The sequence below is a fragment of the Arenibacter sp. S6351L genome (assembly GCF_023016025.1).
Classification (GTDB): Bacteria; Bacteroidota; Bacteroidia; order Flavobacteriales; family Flavobacteriaceae; genus Arenibacter; species Arenibacter algicola_B.
In genome coordinates, this window is sequence record NZ_JALKBB010000020.1 from 67,490 (window position 1) to 85,275 (window position 17,786).

Annotated in this window: 15 protein-coding genes; 12 read left to right on the plus strand and 3 right to left on the minus strand. The window is 39.9% G+C overall.

Features of this window, described 5'->3' with window-relative positions; all coding sequences use genetic code 11:
* The first annotated feature begins 110 nt into the window (after nt 1–110).
* Nucleotides 111–938 carry a sialate O-acetylesterase gene (locus tag MWU82_RS15905; RefSeq protein ID WP_247097134.1) on the plus strand — a complete coding sequence of 276 codons (828 nt, stop codon included), beginning with the start codon at nt 111–113 and terminating at the stop codon, nt 936–938.
* A gap of 457 nt (nt 939–1,395) precedes the next feature.
* Here MWU82_RS15905 and MWU82_RS15910 read toward each other — a convergent pair whose 3' ends face one another.
* The 3 genes from MWU82_RS15910 to MWU82_RS15920 form a co-directional block, all read right to left on the minus strand.
* On the minus strand, nt 1,396–2,484 hold the full coding sequence (locus tag MWU82_RS15910; protein ID WP_215948341.1) for a Gfo/Idh/MocA family oxidoreductase: 1,089 nt from the start codon (nt 2,482–2,484) through the stop codon (nt 1,396–1,398).
* A 218-nt stretch (nt 2,485–2,702) separates the two neighbouring features.
* The gene (locus MWU82_RS15915; RefSeq protein WP_247097135.1) at nt 2,703–3,242 is read right to left on the minus strand and encodes a hypothetical protein; all 540 of its coding nucleotides are present in this window, start codon (nt 3,240–3,242) and stop codon (nt 2,703–2,705) included.
* Nucleotides 3,243–3,336: 94 nt separating this feature from the next.
* Nucleotides 3,337–3,780 (minus strand): hypothetical protein, encoded by a 444-nt coding sequence (locus MWU82_RS15920; protein WP_215948339.1) that lies wholly within the window; start codon nt 3,778–3,780, stop codon nt 3,337–3,339.
* 216 nt (nt 3,781–3,996) lie between these two features.
* Between MWU82_RS15920 and MWU82_RS15925 the strand changes: the two genes are divergently transcribed.
* The 11 genes from MWU82_RS15925 (at nt 3,997) to MWU82_RS15975 (ending at nt 17,724) form a co-directional block, all read left to right on the plus strand.
* Complete coding sequence (locus MWU82_RS15925; protein WP_247097136.1) at nt 3,997–5,112, plus strand: DUF2891 domain-containing protein; 1,116 nt, start codon at nt 3,997–3,999, stop codon at nt 5,110–5,112.
* Nucleotide 5,113: 1 nt separating this feature from the next.
* Entirely contained in the window at nt 5,114–6,307 is a 1,194-nt protein-coding gene (locus tag MWU82_RS15930) for an Nramp family divalent metal transporter (RefSeq protein WP_247097137.1), read from the plus strand.
* Between the two features lie 4 nt (nt 6,308–6,311).
* Nucleotides 6,312–7,049, plus strand: coding sequence for a 5-oxoprolinase subunit PxpA (gene pxpA, locus MWU82_RS15935; protein ID WP_247097138.1), 738 nt, complete (start codon nt 6,312–6,314; stop codon nt 7,047–7,049).
* Nucleotides 7,046–7,783, plus strand: coding sequence for a 5-oxoprolinase subunit PxpB (gene pxpB, locus MWU82_RS15940; RefSeq protein ID WP_247097139.1), 738 nt, complete (start codon nt 7,046–7,048; stop codon nt 7,781–7,783). The genes pxpA and pxpB overlap by 4 nt, the downstream gene beginning before the upstream one ends.
* Complete coding sequence (locus MWU82_RS15945; RefSeq protein WP_247097140.1) at nt 7,776–8,615, plus strand: biotin-dependent carboxyltransferase family protein; 840 nt, start codon at nt 7,776–7,778, stop codon at nt 8,613–8,615. Before pxpB ends, MWU82_RS15945 begins: the two co-directional genes overlap by 8 nt.
* 426 nt (nt 8,616–9,041) lie before the next feature.
* Entirely contained in the window at nt 9,042–10,718 is a 1,677-nt protein-coding gene (gene ilvD / locus MWU82_RS15950) for a dihydroxy-acid dehydratase (protein ID WP_247097141.1), read from the plus strand.
* Nucleotides 10,719–10,805: 87 nt separating this feature from the next.
* Nucleotides 10,806–12,539: a biosynthetic-type acetolactate synthase large subunit gene (gene ilvB, locus MWU82_RS15955; protein ID WP_247097142.1), complete on the plus strand. Its 1,734-nt coding sequence runs from the start codon at nt 10,806–10,808 to the stop codon at nt 12,537–12,539.
* A gap of 62 nt (nt 12,540–12,601) precedes the next feature.
* Entirely contained in the window at nt 12,602–13,126 is a 525-nt protein-coding gene (gene ilvN, locus MWU82_RS15960; protein ID WP_031444068.1) for an acetolactate synthase small subunit, read from the plus strand.
* 46 nt (nt 13,127–13,172) lie between these two features.
* The gene (gene ilvC / locus MWU82_RS15965; RefSeq protein WP_247097143.1) at nt 13,173–14,648 is read left to right on the plus strand and encodes a ketol-acid reductoisomerase; all 1,476 of its coding nucleotides are present in this window, start codon (nt 13,173–13,175) and stop codon (nt 14,646–14,648) included.
* A 70-nt stretch (nt 14,649–14,718) separates the two neighbouring features.
* Nucleotides 14,719–15,972: a threonine ammonia-lyase IlvA gene (gene ilvA / locus MWU82_RS15970; protein ID WP_215948331.1), complete on the plus strand. Its 1,254-nt coding sequence runs from the start codon at nt 14,719–14,721 to the stop codon at nt 15,970–15,972.
* A 165-nt stretch (nt 15,973–16,137) separates the two neighbouring features.
* Complete coding sequence (locus tag MWU82_RS15975) at nt 16,138–17,724, plus strand: NADP-dependent glyceraldehyde-3-phosphate dehydrogenase (protein ID WP_215948330.1); 1,587 nt, start codon at nt 16,138–16,140, stop codon at nt 17,722–17,724.
* Nucleotides 17,725–17,786: the final 62 nt, after the last annotated feature.

The following is a 17,786-nucleotide window of genomic DNA, read 5'->3' on the forward strand; positions in this document are numbered from 1 at the left end:
ACCCATTAACAATTAAAAATCCATCAAACTCACGTTAAATAAATTAATATATTGTAGGTGGTTTAAATAATTTCTAAACTTTAGTGCAACCTAATATCATTAGATCCGATATGACTAAAAAAATAGTTCTAATAACCTTACTTACATTTTCAGTAATATTTTGGTGCAATGGACAGAACAAGGACGAAAGGACACAATTTTTCCCAAAAGTTGAGCTGCCGGTAGAAAATGTTCCCAATAAAGAGAATTTATGGGTTTTTATTTTAGCGGGGCAATCCAATATGGCGGGTAGAGGGCTAGTGGAGCCTCAGGATACCGTTCCCAACAAAAGAGTATATACCCTAAACAAACAGGGCAATATCATCTTTGCCAAAGAGCCGTTACATTTTTATGAACCATCAATGGCAGGATTGGACAGCGGCCTTTCATTCGGCAAGTCCCTCATTAAGCATATCCCGGACAGTATTTCGGTTCTTTTAATTCCCACAGCGGTAGGGGGAAGCTCAATTTCACAGTGGTTAAACGATTCCATCCATAGGGAGGTTAAACTATTCACCAATTTCAAACAAAAAGCAGAATTGGGTATGCGTTTTGGGACGGTAAAAGGGATTCTTTGGCATCAGGGTGAAAGTGATGCCAAAACCAAGGAGGCTCCATTATACCAAATCAAATTATCGGAGTTGTTCTATCAATTCAGAAAAATTATTGGGAACCAAGAGACACCCGTTGTAATAGGACAACTGGGCAGTTATTCGACCAATCCATTGTGGTCAAAGATTAATGACCACATAAAATACTATGTATCCACTGATCCATATTCAGGGGTGATCAATACCCAGGACCTAAAGGACAAAGGGGATAAGGTGCACTTCAATTCCGAAGCGCAGCGGCTCATGGGCGAAAGATATGCCAATGAATTTATCAAACTACAACATTAGCCATATTTTGATATATGCGTTGATATGATTACCATATTATACGGGTAAACTATGTATAATTTAATTTACACTGCAATAGTTCTAATTACGCATAGCCTAACCGGGAACCAACATGGGTCACTTACCCATGGCTAGCCAACATTTTAATCGCTAATATGTGCAACCTAAATTAAGAGGTCAGCACATAAATGGCCCAAGCAAAGCAAAAGGCGCAAAAGAGATAAAATAAAAATTCGTTTAATGTAGTATTTTCCTTCATAAGATTGGGTTTATATATAAAACCCCAAAATCAAAGGAAAAGGATTTTCGTCTCCATGTATGGAACAAAATTTCGACAACTTGAACCTAATTCGGATGAAGGGTCAAAATCATCTATGAAAGTAAAATCCTACAAAACCATAAAACAAAGAAAGATAACGGTTTACCGATAAATTCTCAGTATAAAACCTTGCCAAACCTACAATTTTACCACACAATTCTGTGCGGCCGATTTGTAGATGGCCTCAACAACACGAATATCCCTCAGTCCTTCTTCCCCAGGGACAATTAAGTCGGTTTTATCCATAATAGCCATAGCGTCCTCATCCATTTGCTTGGCCTGCTGGCTAGGGATGGAAAATTTAATGATGGTCCCATCGGACATACTTCCGTTATTACCGTTATAGGAGGAGTGCGGTTCCATTTTTAACCAACCTTTTTCGTAGTTTACCTGAAGGTGGTTCATATTGATACCAAAACTGGTCTGGCAGGATGCTCTGGCTCCGCTGGGAAATTCCAATTGAAACATCATGGTTTCCTCCACTTCGTGATAAATTTCAGGTCGGGTTGTGGAGGCCTGCGCCAATACCGAAATGGGTTCTTCCCCAGTGGCCAATCGCGCACCTTGTAGCGCATACACGCCCATATCACCCATTGCTCCACCTCCTAATTTTTTATTTTGCTTCCAATGGTTGGTCCGGCCGTCAAAATATCCCGCTGCAGAAGTCACCATCCGTACTTTCCCAAATGGCCTTTCCTTGCCCACTTTCATATAGGCCTGAATATTAGGGTCGTGTTGACAGCGGTATCCAATAGCCAGTTTTACTTTATTGTCCTTGCAGGCCTTGATCATTGCCTCACAATCGGCAACAGAGGGTGCCATTGGCTTTTCGCACCACACATGCTTACCGGCCTTGGCCGCCCTTATGGTATACTCCGCATGCATGGAAGGCGGTAGAACCACATATACAACATCTATATCCGGGTTATTGGCAATGGTATCAAAATTATTGTAATTGTATACGTTCTTGTCCTTTATACCATATTTTTCTTTCCATACAGGAATCTTTTCGGGACTACCGGTGACAATGCCCCTTAATTCACAGTTGTTGGTCAATTGTAGGGCAGGGGCAAGAAGATCGGTGCTATAATACCCTAATCCAACAAGGGCTACCCCTAATTTTTTCTTTTGTGCCCTGGTGGAGGATAGTAATATTTGGGGTGTAAATGCGCTTGCTGCTGCAATTAATCCAGCCTTTTGAATAAAAATTCGCCTGTGTTTTTCCATGGTTTTAGTTTGAGAGTAAAAAATACTACAAAAATTTGATATTTCCATGAAAATATAGGAAGCCTTAAAAGCCGAAAAAGCGCTACGGGATTACAGCGATTGCACATTCCCTTTCTAAAGTATTTTAATTCCCAAATCATTGGACCGTATAAAACTACTTCCCATTGATTCTCCAATTAAGTAAAAAAAGGCCTATAGACTGAAAGGTGACAATACCTCTATTCCTTTTTCTGAAGACTCTGGACCAATAGGTCCTTTAAAACGTATGCGGCAACAAGAATAAATCCCGTAACAAGGGTAGGGGTAGCATATTCCCATTCCAATATTTTGGTCAGGCTACCAATGATTATGGCCAATATACCAATGATCATCATGGTGTTCCACATGAAATATGCAATATCACTTCTATTGTCGTCCTTGTCATCAATGAGGTATGTTGTGCCTTCCATGATGATCCAAATAATAAAGGCCAAGCTTCCTATTACTTGAAAAAAATCATTGTGGGATATATCCAGAATTTTGAAAATTCCATTTAGGGACCAAGAAGTAACCAATATTAATTTATTGTATTGCAGAAATCCCTTTTTTGTTTTTTTCCAAAATCGCCAGGCGTACAATACGCCAATAGAAATAAGGGAAATTAATATTATGGGATTTGCTACGGTTGTAAAATGTAGAATTTTACAAAGAAAGCCTACAATAAGTAGGGAAATGGCTATTCTTAAAGGTGTTCTCAAAATCTTCTTTTCTGTTTCCATAAAATTGTTTTTAAGATTCATGGCAATTCAGTTTTGGTTTTGCTGAATTGCTTTTGTCCTTACTTGAAAAGACATTTCCCTATGGCATCACTAGCTATAGTACCTTGATATTGGCCTTTAGTCCTTCCATAATTCCTAAAATATTATCTACGGTTTCCTTTAAATAATATTTAATAAGTACATGGGGGATACGAATGGTGGTAAATCCATTTCTAAAAGAATGCATAGCTTCTTCCAAATCGTTTATGGCTTGTTCATGGGTTATGGAATGGTATTCCGTGTCTATTTCTATATTAAGTTTTACCCTCGATATAGCAATATCCACTGATTTTTTTCCATCCCACCATTCCAGCATTGGATTTACACCTGCACTTTTTAAACCATAATACAATTGTATGGCTTCCTTGGGGGTTCTTTTAAGTTTGATCAGCTTTTCCATTCTGCCTTTGTGCTTCGCACATAGCTCTAATCCTAGGAGATCCATAGAACTTTTGTGGTCGAGATAATCAAGCTCTTTGTTACAATCTAAACATGTCATTCAAGTAGGTTAAAAATTTAATTTGGGATTATTATAACCGTAATATTTTTGGATTATTATATGAGGGTTATCCAAAAAGGCCATCTTTTAGACGAACTGCAACTTTTTAGATGAACGACCTACTTTTCAAACCACATGGCCTTTAAAAAATAAATATTCTTCCGCATTTTGGAATATCCCTATATATTTACATATTCACTATTTCAAACCTAAATAATGGACTGTAGAACAATGCTTAAAACAATAGTCACGACTTTTATCTTTTTTATCATTCTTTTAAGCTGTAGGGACCAACAAAATACAATGCCTAAAGCTGCTACGGCCTTGGCACTGCCGGAACTGACTTTTAACGAAGCCAATCGGCTGGTACGTCTGCCATTGGAATGCCTACAAACGGAATATCCCAACAAATTAAATCAGTCACTTCAGGATTCAACCCATTTGGGAGGTCCTAAACAATTGCACCCAGCATTTTATGGTTGTTACGACTGGCATTCCTCTGTTCACGGTCACTGGTCCATGGTTTCCCTGCTTAAACAGTTCCCTAGTTTAAATCAGGCTTCCACAATTCGGAATAAATTGGTGGAAAATATTTCCAAGGAAAATATATTGGAAGAGGTGGATTATTTTAACATGATAGGAAATAAGTCATATGAACGGACATATGGGTGGGCCTGGATCCTGAAATTGGCCGAAGAACTTCATACATGGCAGGACCCTTTGGCCCGTGACCTAGAGGTTAATTTACAGCCGTTGACAAATTATATAGTGGCTGCCTACATAGAATTTTTACCGAAATTAAATTACCCCATTAGGGTGGGTGAACATTCCAACACCGCCTTTGGACTTTCCTTGGCTTGGGATTATGCCGTTGTCCTTGAGGACGATGCCTTAAAAAACGCCATTACCTCCAGTGTTGCCCGGTTCTATGAAAACGATGCAGATTGTCCCCTGAACTGGGAACCTAGCGGATTCGATTTTCTATCGCCATGCCTGGAAGAAGCCAATCTGGTGAGAAAAATCTATAGTCAGGAAAAGTTTAAAAAATGGCTGGATAAATTCTTGCCCCAATTGGCAGATCCTCAATTTAGTCTGGAACCCGGTAAAGTGTCGGACAGAACAGATGGAAAATTGGTGCATTTGGATGGCCTCAATTTTAGTAGGGCCTGGTGTTTGTACGGTATTGCGGAAACACTTCCCCAATACTCCCATTTAAAACTAATAGCCACCGAGCATATTAATTACTCACTTCCCAGTATTGTAGACGATAATTACAGTGGTACCCATTGGTTGGGAAGTTTTGCATTATATGCCTTAAATACAGCTCAATAGAATGAAATTTAAAATGGGGCCAGGAGTTTTGGTAGCGGCAGCCTTTATAGGCCCTGGTACCGTTACCGTATGCACCATTGCCGGGGTACAATATGGATATTCACTTCTTTGGGCCCTGTTGCTATCCGTATTGGCCACCGTAGTATTACAGGAAATGGCAGCTAGATTGGGAATTGTTACCCAAAAGGGGTTGGCCCATGTTATAAAAGAAGAAATAGGTGTCCGCTGGTTAAAAATTTTGGTACTGGGTCTTATTCTATCGGCAATAGTTATTGGGAATGCAGCTTATGAAGGCGGTAATATTGGTGGTGCTTCCTTGGGCTTGGAGGCTATTTTTGGGCAGGAATATCTTAGTTTTTATCCTTGGGCAGTTGGAATATTTGCATTTATACTTTTGTTTTTTGGTAATTATCAGGTTTTGGAAAAGGTACTGGTTTCCTTGGTAGTGGTCATGAGCATATCCTTCCTATTGACGGCCATAATTACAAAACCGGATATTTCGGCCATAATAAAAGGTCTTTTTATCCCCAAAATTCCAAATGGAGGTATTTTGACCATTATTGCCTTGGTAGGCACCACGGTTGTACCCTATAATTTATTCTTACATACCTCATTGGTAAGCGAAAAATGGAAATCCAAAGAAAATTTAAAGGAGGCGCGTAGGGATACCATCGTGTCCATTGTTCTGGGAGGTATGGTATCTATGGCAATAGTGGTTACCGCAACTGCTATTCCTTCCAACGAAATAACCAATATTATGGATATGACCAAAGGATTGGAACCACTATATGGGGAAAGTGCCAAATATTTTATGGGAATGGGACTTTTTGCGGCCGGGGTAACCTCTGCCATTACCGCGCCCTTAGCTGCTGCCTTTGTAGCCAATAGCTGTTTTGGATGGAATACGACCATGGACAACCTACGTTTCAAGTTGGTCTGGATGATCATTTTATTGATAGGTGTCCTATTTATGTCCATAGGAATAAAACCTCTGGAGATTATCAAATTTGCCCAGGTAACCAACGGGATGCTATTACCAATTATCGCTATTTTTCTACTGTGGATCGTTAATCGCAAAACAGTAATGCTGGAATATCAAAATACCCAATTTCAAAATATATTGGGGATTATCATTATTATTTTGTCCATTATATTGGGGACAAAAAGCATATTAACCGTTTTTGGGCTATTTTAAGGACATGATCAATATTGATATTAATTGTGACATAGGGGAGGGTATAGGCAACGAAGCACAGCTATTGCCCTTAATCACCTCCTGTAATATTGCCTGTGGCGGCCATGCCGGGGATACTGCTACTATGATGAAGGTAGCCTTCTTGGCCAAAGAACACAAGGTGTTGATAGGGGCACATCCATCATATCCAGATAGGGAGAATTTTGGAAGGACCAGCATTAAAATGGCTAAAGAAGAATTGAAAAAAAGTATCCTTGCCCAGATCGATGATTTAAACACTGTCCTCAAATCTTTGGGTCTTGCGCTGAACCACATAAAACCCCATGGTGCCCTGTACAATGATGTGGCCAGGGACAGGGAATTGGCATTGGTATTTTTGGATAGTGTTGAAAAATATAAAAATGAGGTTTTTTTGTATGTTCCCTACGATTCAAAAATTGCTGAAGAAGCGCTGCGTTTGGGATTCCAAATAAAATATGAGGCGTTTGCCGATCGCAATTATAATGAAGACCTCTCCCTTGTGTCCAGAAAAGAACCTATGGCCCTAATACAGGATCCCAAAGCCGTTAAAGACCATTTACTCTATATGGTTACAAAAGGTGCGGTTTTGACCCTTTCCGGGAAGGCGGTAAAAATCAAGGCGGACACCTACTGTATTCACGGGGATTCTCCTTCAACATTTCAAATATTAATGTATCTTTCCAAACATTTACCAAAGAACCAAATCTTAATAAAAAAGTGAGTAGTTTCAAAATATCTGTAAGACAATTTGGTGTCCATGCCATATTGGTGGAGTGGCCCAATAGGGTGGAAGAGTCCATATTGGACGAGATTCTTCAATTCATTCAATACTTGAAAAAAAATCACCTAGATGAAAAAGAGTGGGAGTTTGTTCCTGCTTATAATTCACTTACTTTGATATGCAAGAACACCGTCCTCGATTTCGATTATTTTAAACCGAAAATAAAGGAATGGTATGCCATAAAAGGAAAGATAGAACCTGCTACCAGATACCTCTGGCGATTACCGGTAAGTTATGATTTGGAATTCGGGTTGGATCTCGAGGAGATTTCCGGACAATTGGGCCTGTCGGTAGAACGTATAATTGAATTGCACTCCCAAAGTATTTATACGGTCTATGGAATTGGTTTTTTACCTGGGTTTATGTATTTAGGAGGCGTGCCGGAGGCTTTGGAGGTTCCACGTAAATCTACCCCCAGGCCTAAGGTCCTTAAAGGCTCTGTTGGTCTAGCGGGGAAACAAACGGGAATTTACCCCCAGGATTCACCTGGAGGATGGAATATAATTGGAAAATGTCCGGTTCCCATGTTCGATGTAAAAAAGGAAAACCCATGTTTTGTTAAAGTGGGGGATAAAATACAATTTTACCCTATTTCAATGGCAGAATACCAATTGCACAAAATTGAAGGTGAAGTAGGGATTTATAACTTAGAAAAAAAAGTGCTGGATGCTTAACATTATAAAATCGGGCTTTTTCACTACAGTGCAGGATACCGGTAGATTTGGGTACAGGGATAAAGGTGTTCCAGTTTCAGGAGTAATGGACTCATTCTCTGTCTCGAAGATAAATACTTTGTTGGAAAACGATGAAAACTGCGCTGTCCTGGAAATAACCATGACGGGACCAACATTGGAATTTGAACAGGATACCTATATTGTTTTGGGAGGAGCGGAAATGTCGGTTACCCTGAACGATATAAACATAGAGAATTACAAAGTCTATAAAGTTAATGGCGGTGATATATTATCCTACGGCAAATTATTAAAAGGATTTAGGGCGTATTTGGGAATTAAGGACGGATTCAACACCGCATCGGTATTGGGAAGTAGATCCTTTTTTAAGCCAATTACCGAGAGGGATTCCATTAAGAAAATGTCCAGTCTTCCGTATAACAAGTGTAAACAGTTCAATCCCAAAATTTCAAAACTTAAAGTAGACTCCGTTTTGGACAAAATCAAATTGGAAGTTTTTAAGGGTCCTGAATATAAACTATTGACAGATAATCAATTGTCACAATTATTCTACCGGGAATTTTCGGTGGCAAACGAGAATAACCGAATGGCATATCAGCTTAATGAAGTAATTGAGGGCAATAAGTTATCTATGTTAACCTCTGCAACCCTGCCAGGAACTATACAACTGACTCCTGCTGGAAAATTGATCATTTTAATGAAAGATGGTCAGACCACTGGAGGTTATCCCAGAATTCTACAGTTGTCGGACATGGCTATGTCCATTTTGGCGCAAAAAAGATCTGGAGATCATATTAGTTTTAAGCTAAAATAGGCGATGGAAATTTATTTCTTTGTCAATTAAATTTTAATGCCTAATTTTACGCTTATGATAATAAATAGAAGCATAATCAAATTGGTCATTATTGTCCCGTAATTGGGATGATACGGATTTCTATTTATTTAAAAAGCCTGTATCAAACATATTTGATACAGGCTTTTTTTTAGGTTTTGCCGAACTAAAATTTGGAATTATGTTCTTTTTTATGTCGCCATCAAAAGGTTTATCAAAGAATAAAAACCTACTGAATATGATATGGTTTATGTATTCAAGTATCTGATTATTAGGTATTTAAAATTAAATCGTTATTATTGAATTTAAATCAAATTTTTATGTTAAAAATCTAAGGGGTTTTAAACTTTTATCTTTGATAGTCGTAGTTTATATAGAATAGTATTAAAATACAAAGTATACAAATTAATGGAATTAAATAAATTTAGCAAAAACGTTACCCAAGACCCCACACAACCTGCCGCACAGGCTATGTTATACGCCATAGGACTTGAGGAAGAGGATCTAAAAAAACCTTTGATCGGAATAGGTAGTACGGGTTATGAGGGCAATCCTTGTAACATGCACTTAAATGATCTGGCACAAGAAGTAAAACTTGGGACCGAAAAAGGAGGCTTGGTCGGACTTGTGTTCAATACTATAGGTGTTAGTGATGGTATTTCAATGGGTACCTATGGTATGAGATACTCATTGCCTTCTAGGGATATTATTGCAGATTCTATGGAAACTGTGGTACAAGCTATGAACTATGACGGACTGGTAACTGTTGTTGGTTGCGACAAAAATATGCCCGGTGCCCTTATGGCCATGATCAGATTAAACAGACCATCTGTTTTGGTTTATGGTGGTACTATTGCCTCTGGTTGTTTCAAGGACAAGAAATTGGATATTGTCTCTGCCTTTGAGGCATGGGGCGAAAAGGTAGCCGGAACCATGAACGAGGAGGATTACAAAGGAGTAATTCAAAATGCATGTCCGGGAGCAGGTGCCTGTGGTGGTATGTACACCGCAAATACCATGGCCTCGGCCATTGAAGCTTTGGGCATGGCCCTACCTTACAATTCTTCCAACCCTGCTATTGGCAAGGAAAAGAAACAAGATGCCATTAGCGCTGGTTTTGCATTGAGACATCTATTGGAAAACGATATTAAGCCCAGCGACATCATTACAAAAAAATCTTTTGAAAATGCCGTTCGCTTGCTAACGCTCTTAGGAGGATCTACCAACGCTGTCCTACACTTTTTAGCCATAGCGAAAGCAGCAGATGTTGATTTTACTTTGGACGATTTTCAAAGAATTAGTGATACTACTCCATTTTTAGCGGATTTAAAACCAAGCGGTAAATATTTGATGGAGGATCTTCATCGTGCAGGTGGTACACCGGCAGTGATGAAGTTTATGTTGGAAAACGGGATGCTGCACGGAGATTGTTTAACAATAACTGGTAAAACTGTTGCCGAGAACCTTGCAGAGGTTCCAAGTTTAAAAGAAGGGCAGCAAATTATTATGCCTTTGAGCGCTCCGATCAAGGAATCCGGACACTTGAGAATTTTATACGGAAATCTTGCGGTAGATGGTGCCGTAGCCAAAATTACCGGAAAAGAAGGATTGCACTTTACCGGTCCTGCCAAAGTTTTTAATGATGAGTTTTTGGCCAATGCCGGTATAGGCAAAGGATTGGTGAAAAAAGGAGATGTTGTCGTTATTAGGTACGAAGGTCCAAAAGGTGGTCCAGGTATGCCGGAGATGCTGAAGCCTACCGCTGCCATTATGGGTGCCGGACTAGGAAAGGATGTGGCCTTGATTACCGATGGTCGCTTTTCTGGAGGTACACACGGTTTTGTTGTTGGTCACGTATGCCCCGAAGCTCAGGATGGTGGAACTATAGCCCTCTTGAAAGATGGGGATGTCATCACCATTGACGCAGAAAAAAATAGTATTTCTGTGGCCCTATCGGATGAAGAGATCAAAACGCGAAGGGCAAACTGGGTACAACCGCCCCTAAAGGTTAAAAAAGGAAGTTTGTACAAATATGCAAAAACGGTATCCTCGGCCTCCCAAGGTTGTGTAACCGACGAAATATAATATTAAAGGGTATAGAAAATAAAGCATCTGCCCAAGAAAAATTAAAGGGTTTTATACCAAGTATGTTAACCGATTAGGTCTACAATTATGGAAACATTGAAAAAGGAAAAAACAGCATCAACAAAGCAGAGCACGAAGAGAATAAGTGGTGCGGAGGCTATTATCCATTGCCTATTGGCTGAGGGTGTAGACTTGATTTACGGATATCCTGGCGGGGCCATTATGCCTCTGTATGACGAATTGTACAAATTTCAGGATAAACTAACCCACATTCTAACAAGACATGAGCAAGGTGCTACCCATGCTGCTCAAGGCTATGCTAGAGTAACAGGAAAAGTAGGTGTGGCAGTAGCCACATCAGGTCCAGGGGCTACCAATTTAATTACCGGTATTGCCGACGCCCAGATAGATTCAACACCCATGGTCTGCATCACGGGCCAGGTAGCTAGACATTTGTTGGGGTCTGACGCTTTTCAGGAAACCGATATAATTGGAATTTCCACTCCTGTAACCAAATGGAACTGTCAAGTAACCAAAGCTTCCGAAATTCCTGAAGTCTTGGCCAAGGCGTTCTATATTGCCAAATCCGGTAGGCCAGGACCTGTATTGGTGGATATTACCAAAAATGCACAAATTGATGAGTTCGACTTTTCATACGAGCATTGTAAAGGGGTTCGCAGTTACAACCCTTATCCCAAACCAGATATAAAAGCCATTGAGGAAGCGGCAAATTTAATCAATGCTGCCAAAAAGCCTTTCATAGTTTTTGGACAAGGGGTAATTTTAGGAGAAGCCGAGGAACAACTAAAAACCTTGGTTGAGAAGGCTGGTATTCCTGCTGCCTGGACCATACTTGGGCTTTCGGCCATGGATACGGACCACCCTTTAAATGTTGGAATGGTTGGGATGCACGGTAATTACGGACCTAATTTATTGACCAATGAATGCGATGTGCTCATTGCAATTGGTATGCGCTTTGACGATAGGGTAACCGGAAGTTTGGACACCTATGCCAAACAGGCAAAAATTATCCATTTCGATATAGATCCTGCGGAAATAAATAAAAACGTTAAGGCCGATGTTGCGGTATTGGGCGATTCCAAGGTTACCTTGGACCTGTTACTTCCAATGATCAAGACCAACACCCATGAATCTTGGCATAATGAGTTTAAGAAAAAATATAAGATAGAGTTTGACCAGATCATTAAAAATGATGTTTATCCTACCAAGGACAGACTTACCATGGCAGAAGTTATTGAGGAGATCAATATAGCCAGTGGCCATAAAGCCATTATAGTGTCGGACGTTGGGCAACATCAAATGATTGCCTGCAGATATGCCAAATTCAAACAGACCAAAAGTAATGTTACCTCTGGTGGATTGGGAACTATGGGCTTTGCTTTACCCGCCGCTATTGGAGCCAAAATGGGAGCCATGGATAGGGAAGTAGTTGCCATTATTGGCGATGGGGGATATCAAATGACCATTCAAGAATTGGGAACTATCTTCCAGAACAAAACCCCAGTTAAGATCGTGGTACTCAATAATGATCATTTGGGAATGGTACGCCAATGGCAGGAGCTTTTCTTTGAAAGTAGATACGCCTCAACCGTAATGGTAAACCCGGACTTTGTAAAAATTGCGGAAGGTTACCATATAGAATCCAAGCGCATAAGCGAGAGAAAGGATTTAAAGGATACCATTAAAAAAATGTTAGCCTCCAAGGATGCTTACTTTTTGGAAGTTAAAGTAGAAAAAGAGGATAATGTTTTCCCTATGATTCCTTCTGGGGCATCGGTATCGGATATACGTTTGAAATAAAATAATTATTAATTAAAATTACCCATAACTTCATATTTTTGATAGAGGATTGGGATAAGGAGATGGAAAAAAAATGGTTTACAATTTCAGTATACTCCGAGAACAGCGTAGGACTACTGAACAGAATATCAGGGATATTTTTAAAACGTCACATAAACATTGAGAGTTTAAATGTTTCAAAATCGGAAATAGACCACGTGTCAAAATTCACTATTGTGGTTTACACTACAGAAGATTGGGTACGTAATATTGTTGGTCAGGTGGAAAAGCAAATTGAGGTAATCAAAGCGTTCTATCATACCGATGAAGAAACCATATATCAGGAATCTGCATTATTTAAAGTGGCTTCCACCTTGTTGTTCGATGAGCGAAATATCCAAAATATCATAAAGGATAGTAATTCCCAAATTGTTACGGTATCCCGTGATTTCTTTGTTTTGGCAAAGACTGGAAGACGAAATGAAATTGATGACATGTACCAACAATTGAAACCATATGGCATAATGCAATTTGTGCGTTCGGGAAGGATTGCGGTTACAAAATCGGAAATGAAAATTTCATCATTATTAAAAGAGTTTAATCAATAAATAATCAACCCCGAAGCTAATCGGGACATAAAATCGAGTTTAAAAAATGGCAAATTACTTTAATACACTATCATTAAGGGAACAACTTACTCAATTAGGGAAATGCAGGTTCATGGAATCTACAGAATTTTCTGATGGTGTATCCGCTTTAAAAGGAAAAAAGATTGTAATCGTAGGCTGTGGTGCACAAGGTCTTAACCAAGGTCTTAACATGCGCGATTCGGGATTGGATATTTCATACACTCTAAGGGGTGCAGCTATAAAAGAAAAAAGACAGTCTTTTATAAACGCAAGTGAAAATGGCTTCAATGTTGGGACCTACGAAGAACTTATTCCAACGGCGGATGTAGTTATTAACTTGACCCCGGACAAACAACACACCAGTGTGGTTTCTGCGGTTATGCCCCTAATGAAAAAAGGTGCTACATTATCCTACTCACACGGTTTTAATATTGTGGAGGAAGGAATGCAGATCCGTGAGGACCTAACCGTTATTATGGTGGCGCCAAAATGTCCAGGATCTGAAGTCCGTGAAGAATATAAAAGAGGTTTTGGTGTACCTACCCTAATTGCAGTACACCCCAACAATGACCCTCAAGATAAAGGTTTGGCCCAGGCAAAAGCCTATGCAGTTGCCACTGGCGGACATAAGGCCGGTGTTTTGGAGTCTTCTTTTGTTGCCGAAGTAAAATCTGATTTAATGGGTGAACAGACCATACTTTGTGGCTTGTTGCAAACAGGTTCTATACTTTGTTTTGATAAAATGATTGAAAAAGGAATTGACGCAGGATATGCTTCCAAGTTAATTCAGTACGGATGGGAGACCATTACAGAAGGTCTTAAATACGGAGGTATTACCCATATGATGGATCGTTTGTCCAATCCTGCAAAGATCAAGGCTTTTGAACTATCTGAAGAATTAAAAGATATAATGCGCCCACTTTTCCATAAGCATATGGACGATATTATGAGCGGCCATTTTTCAAAAACCATGATGGAAGATTGGGCCAATGACGATAAAAACCTATTGACCTGGAGAGCAGCAACCGGAGAGACCGCTTTCGAAAAAACTCCTGCAGGATCTGTTAAAATAGTTGAACAGGAATTTTATGACCACGGAGTACTAATGGTAGCTATGGTAAGAGCGGGTGTGGAATTGGCTTTTGAGTCCATGACCGAATCTGGAATTATTGCCGAATCTGCTTACTATGAGTCACTTCATGAAACTCCGTTGATCGCCAACACCATTGCTAGAAAAAAATTGTTTGAAATGAACAGGGTTATATCGGATACGGCCGAATACGGTTGTTATTTGTTCGATCATGCCTGTAAGCCTCTATTGGCCGATTTCATGAAAACCATAGATACAGATGTCATTGGTAAACATTTTGCCGATCAAAAACATCTAAGTGTGGACAATGCAAAACTAATTGCTGTCAACAAAGCTTTACGCGAGCACCCTGTAGAGATAGTAGGAGCAAGGTTGCGTGCATCCATGACGGCCATGAAACCTATAGTATAATCACAATTAACTAATTATAAGGCCTGCCGAGTTTAATTAACTGGGCAGGTCTTTGTTTATATACCTATTAATGAAACCATATTTTCCCAAAATAGAGGACATCCGGAAGGCTGCCGAAACCATTAGGCAAGTAGCGGATATTACCCCCTTGATGCAGAGCATCAGATATTCCAAGGCCTATGATGCCAATATTCTTTTAAAAAGGGAAGATTTACACAGGGTAAGAAGCTATAAAATAAGAGGTGCCTTCAATAAGATTAGCTCCCTTAGCAAAAAAGAAACAGTCAACGGAGTGGTATGCGCCAGCGCAGGAAACCATGCCCAAGGTGTTGCCTTTGCCTGTAATCACTTAGGAATAAAAGGCACCATTTATATGCCTTCCGTGACCCCGAAACAAAAGGTTGAACAAACAAAATTATTTGGAGGGGATTGGGTAACCGTGGTACTGGAGGGAGATACCTTTGATGATTCCTCAGATGCGGCTAAAAAATTCTGTGCCGCTGAAAAAAAGACTTATATCCATCCTTTTGATGACCCAAAAATTATTGAAGGTCAGGCTACGGTTGGTTTGGAAATATTGGAACAGACAAAAAAACCTATAGATTATGTCTTTGTAGCTGTAGGAGGTGGTGGTTTGGCATCTGGTCTTTGCGCCGTATTCCAGACTTTGTCGCCCCATACAAAAATTATAGGTGTGGAGCCGGAAGGAGCCCCATCTATGAAGAACTCTATGGAAAAGGGTATTAACACGGAATTGGAACATATCGACAAATTTATTGATGGTGCCGCAGTAAAACGAGTTGGCGATATTACTTTTGATATTTGTAGGGAATGTCTTTATGATATGGTAACCGTTCCGGAAGGCAAGGTTTGCCAGACCATATTAGATCTTTACAATAGGGACGCCATTGTTGTGGAACCGGCCGGAGCCCTTACAATTACAGTACTGGACGACTATAAGGAAGAAATAAAAGGTAAAAATGTGGTCTGCATAGTCAGTGGAAGTAACAACGATATTACGCGTACGGCCGAGATAAAAGAACGCGCCTTGCTTTACGGCAAATTAAAACACTATTTTATTATTCGCTTTCCTCAGAGACCAGGTGCCTTGAAGGAATTCGTTGTTGATATTTTGGGTCCAACCGATGATATTACCCATTTTGAATATTCAAAAAAATCGAGTCGGGAGAATGCTCCGGCCGTAGTGGGAATAGAATTAAAACATCCAGAAGATTTGGCTCCGCTTGTAAAACGGATGAAGGAGAACAATTTTTTTGGCGACTACATTAACGATAAGCCGGATTTGTTTCAGTATTTAATTTAATAACATTTGTGGTAATTTTTATGATATTGCAAAATGCGAAATCCTTTTCGTGACTTTCCTTCAAATATTCTATCAGATTTATAGGGAATTAAAATTATCGTTTTATTAATTTAGTGGTCTGATAGTTTAATTTCAATAGTTTCATTTTTCAATACAAAATCACTTATGGGCAAATCGGGCATACCTTCAGAATACATTATAAACGAGGTTATTCATCAAAGAACTTATCTTATCAATGGTGAATTAAGGGCTTGGGAGGGAAAAACCTCCGAGGTGTACTCCACCATATCCAGCACAGAAAAATACGCACCAACATTATTGGGCAGTATTCCGGACATGGAGGAAAAGGAAGCCATGGAAGCTCTTGATGCCGCCCTGCAGGCCTATAACAAAGGTAAGGGCATCTGGCCTACCATGAGGGTCAAGGAACGCATAGACTGCATGGAGATTTTTGTAAAGAAAATGCAGGCCAAGAGGGATGAGATTGTGAAACTTCTGATGTGGGAAATTGGAAAATCGCTTCCGGACTCCCAAAAGGAGTTCGACAGAACGGTGGAGTATATTAATGATACCATTGAGGATTACAAGCAACTTGACCGTGATAATGCCAAATTTGAAAAAAACGATGGTGTTTATGCACATATTAGAAGGGGTCCACTTGGGGTGGTACTATGTTTGGGCCCGTACAACTATCCATTAAACGAAACTTTCGCCTTGCTTATTCCTGCCATAATCATGGGGAATACGACCATTTTTAAGCCTGCGAAACACGGTGTTTTATTGATTACACCACTGTTGGAGGCTTTTCAATCCAGTTTCCCAAAAGGGGTAGTGAATATTGTATTTGGTAGGGGTAGGGCAGTAGCAGCGCCAATAATGAAGACAGGGAAAGTTGATGTTTTGGCTTTGATAGGTAATAGTAAATCGGCAAATGCCCTGCAGAACCAACATCCAAAAAGCAATAGACTGCGTTTGGTGCTCGGACTGGAAGCTAAAAATCCAGCTATAATATTACCTGACGCAGATTTGGATTTAACCATAGACGAGTGTATTGCCGGTACCTTGTCCTTTAACGGACAACGTTGTACCGCGCTAAAAATAATCTATGTCCACGAGGATATTGCCGAGGAATTTAACAAACGATTTTCCGAGAGGGTCGATGCCCTAAAATTTGGAAACCCTTGGGAAGAAGGCGTTAAGTTAACCCCTCTGCCCGAACCTGGTAAGCCAGCCTATATACAGGAGTTAATAGATGACGCCAGAGAAAAAGGTGCCAAGATTTTGAATAAAAAAGGGGGCACACATTCCGACAATTATATTTGGCCAGCGGTACTATATCCCGTTAACAAAGAAATGCGGGTCTATCAGGAAGAGCAATTTGGTCCGGTAATTCCAATCGTGACCTTTAAGGATATTGAAGAACCTTTGGACGATATGGCCGAATCCAATTATGGACAACAGGTAAGTTTGTTCGGAAAGGATGTATACGCCATAGCTCCGTTAATAGATACCTTGGTGAACTTGGTATGTAGGGTAAACCTTAATAGCTCATGTCAACGTGGCCCGGATGTTTATCCATTTACAGGGCGAAAGGATTCTGCCCAAGCTACCCTAAGTGTCTATGATGCATTACGTTCCTTCTCTATAAGGACCTTTGTGGCCTTTAAGGACAACGAACTTAATAATGAAACCGTAGAACAGTTGTTGGAATCCAAACTGTCCAATTTTATTAGTACCGACTATATTCTATAACCGATATTTAATTTAGATTTTCTGGATCTTGTGAATTTCAAAAGATTAAAGCCCAACTTGAT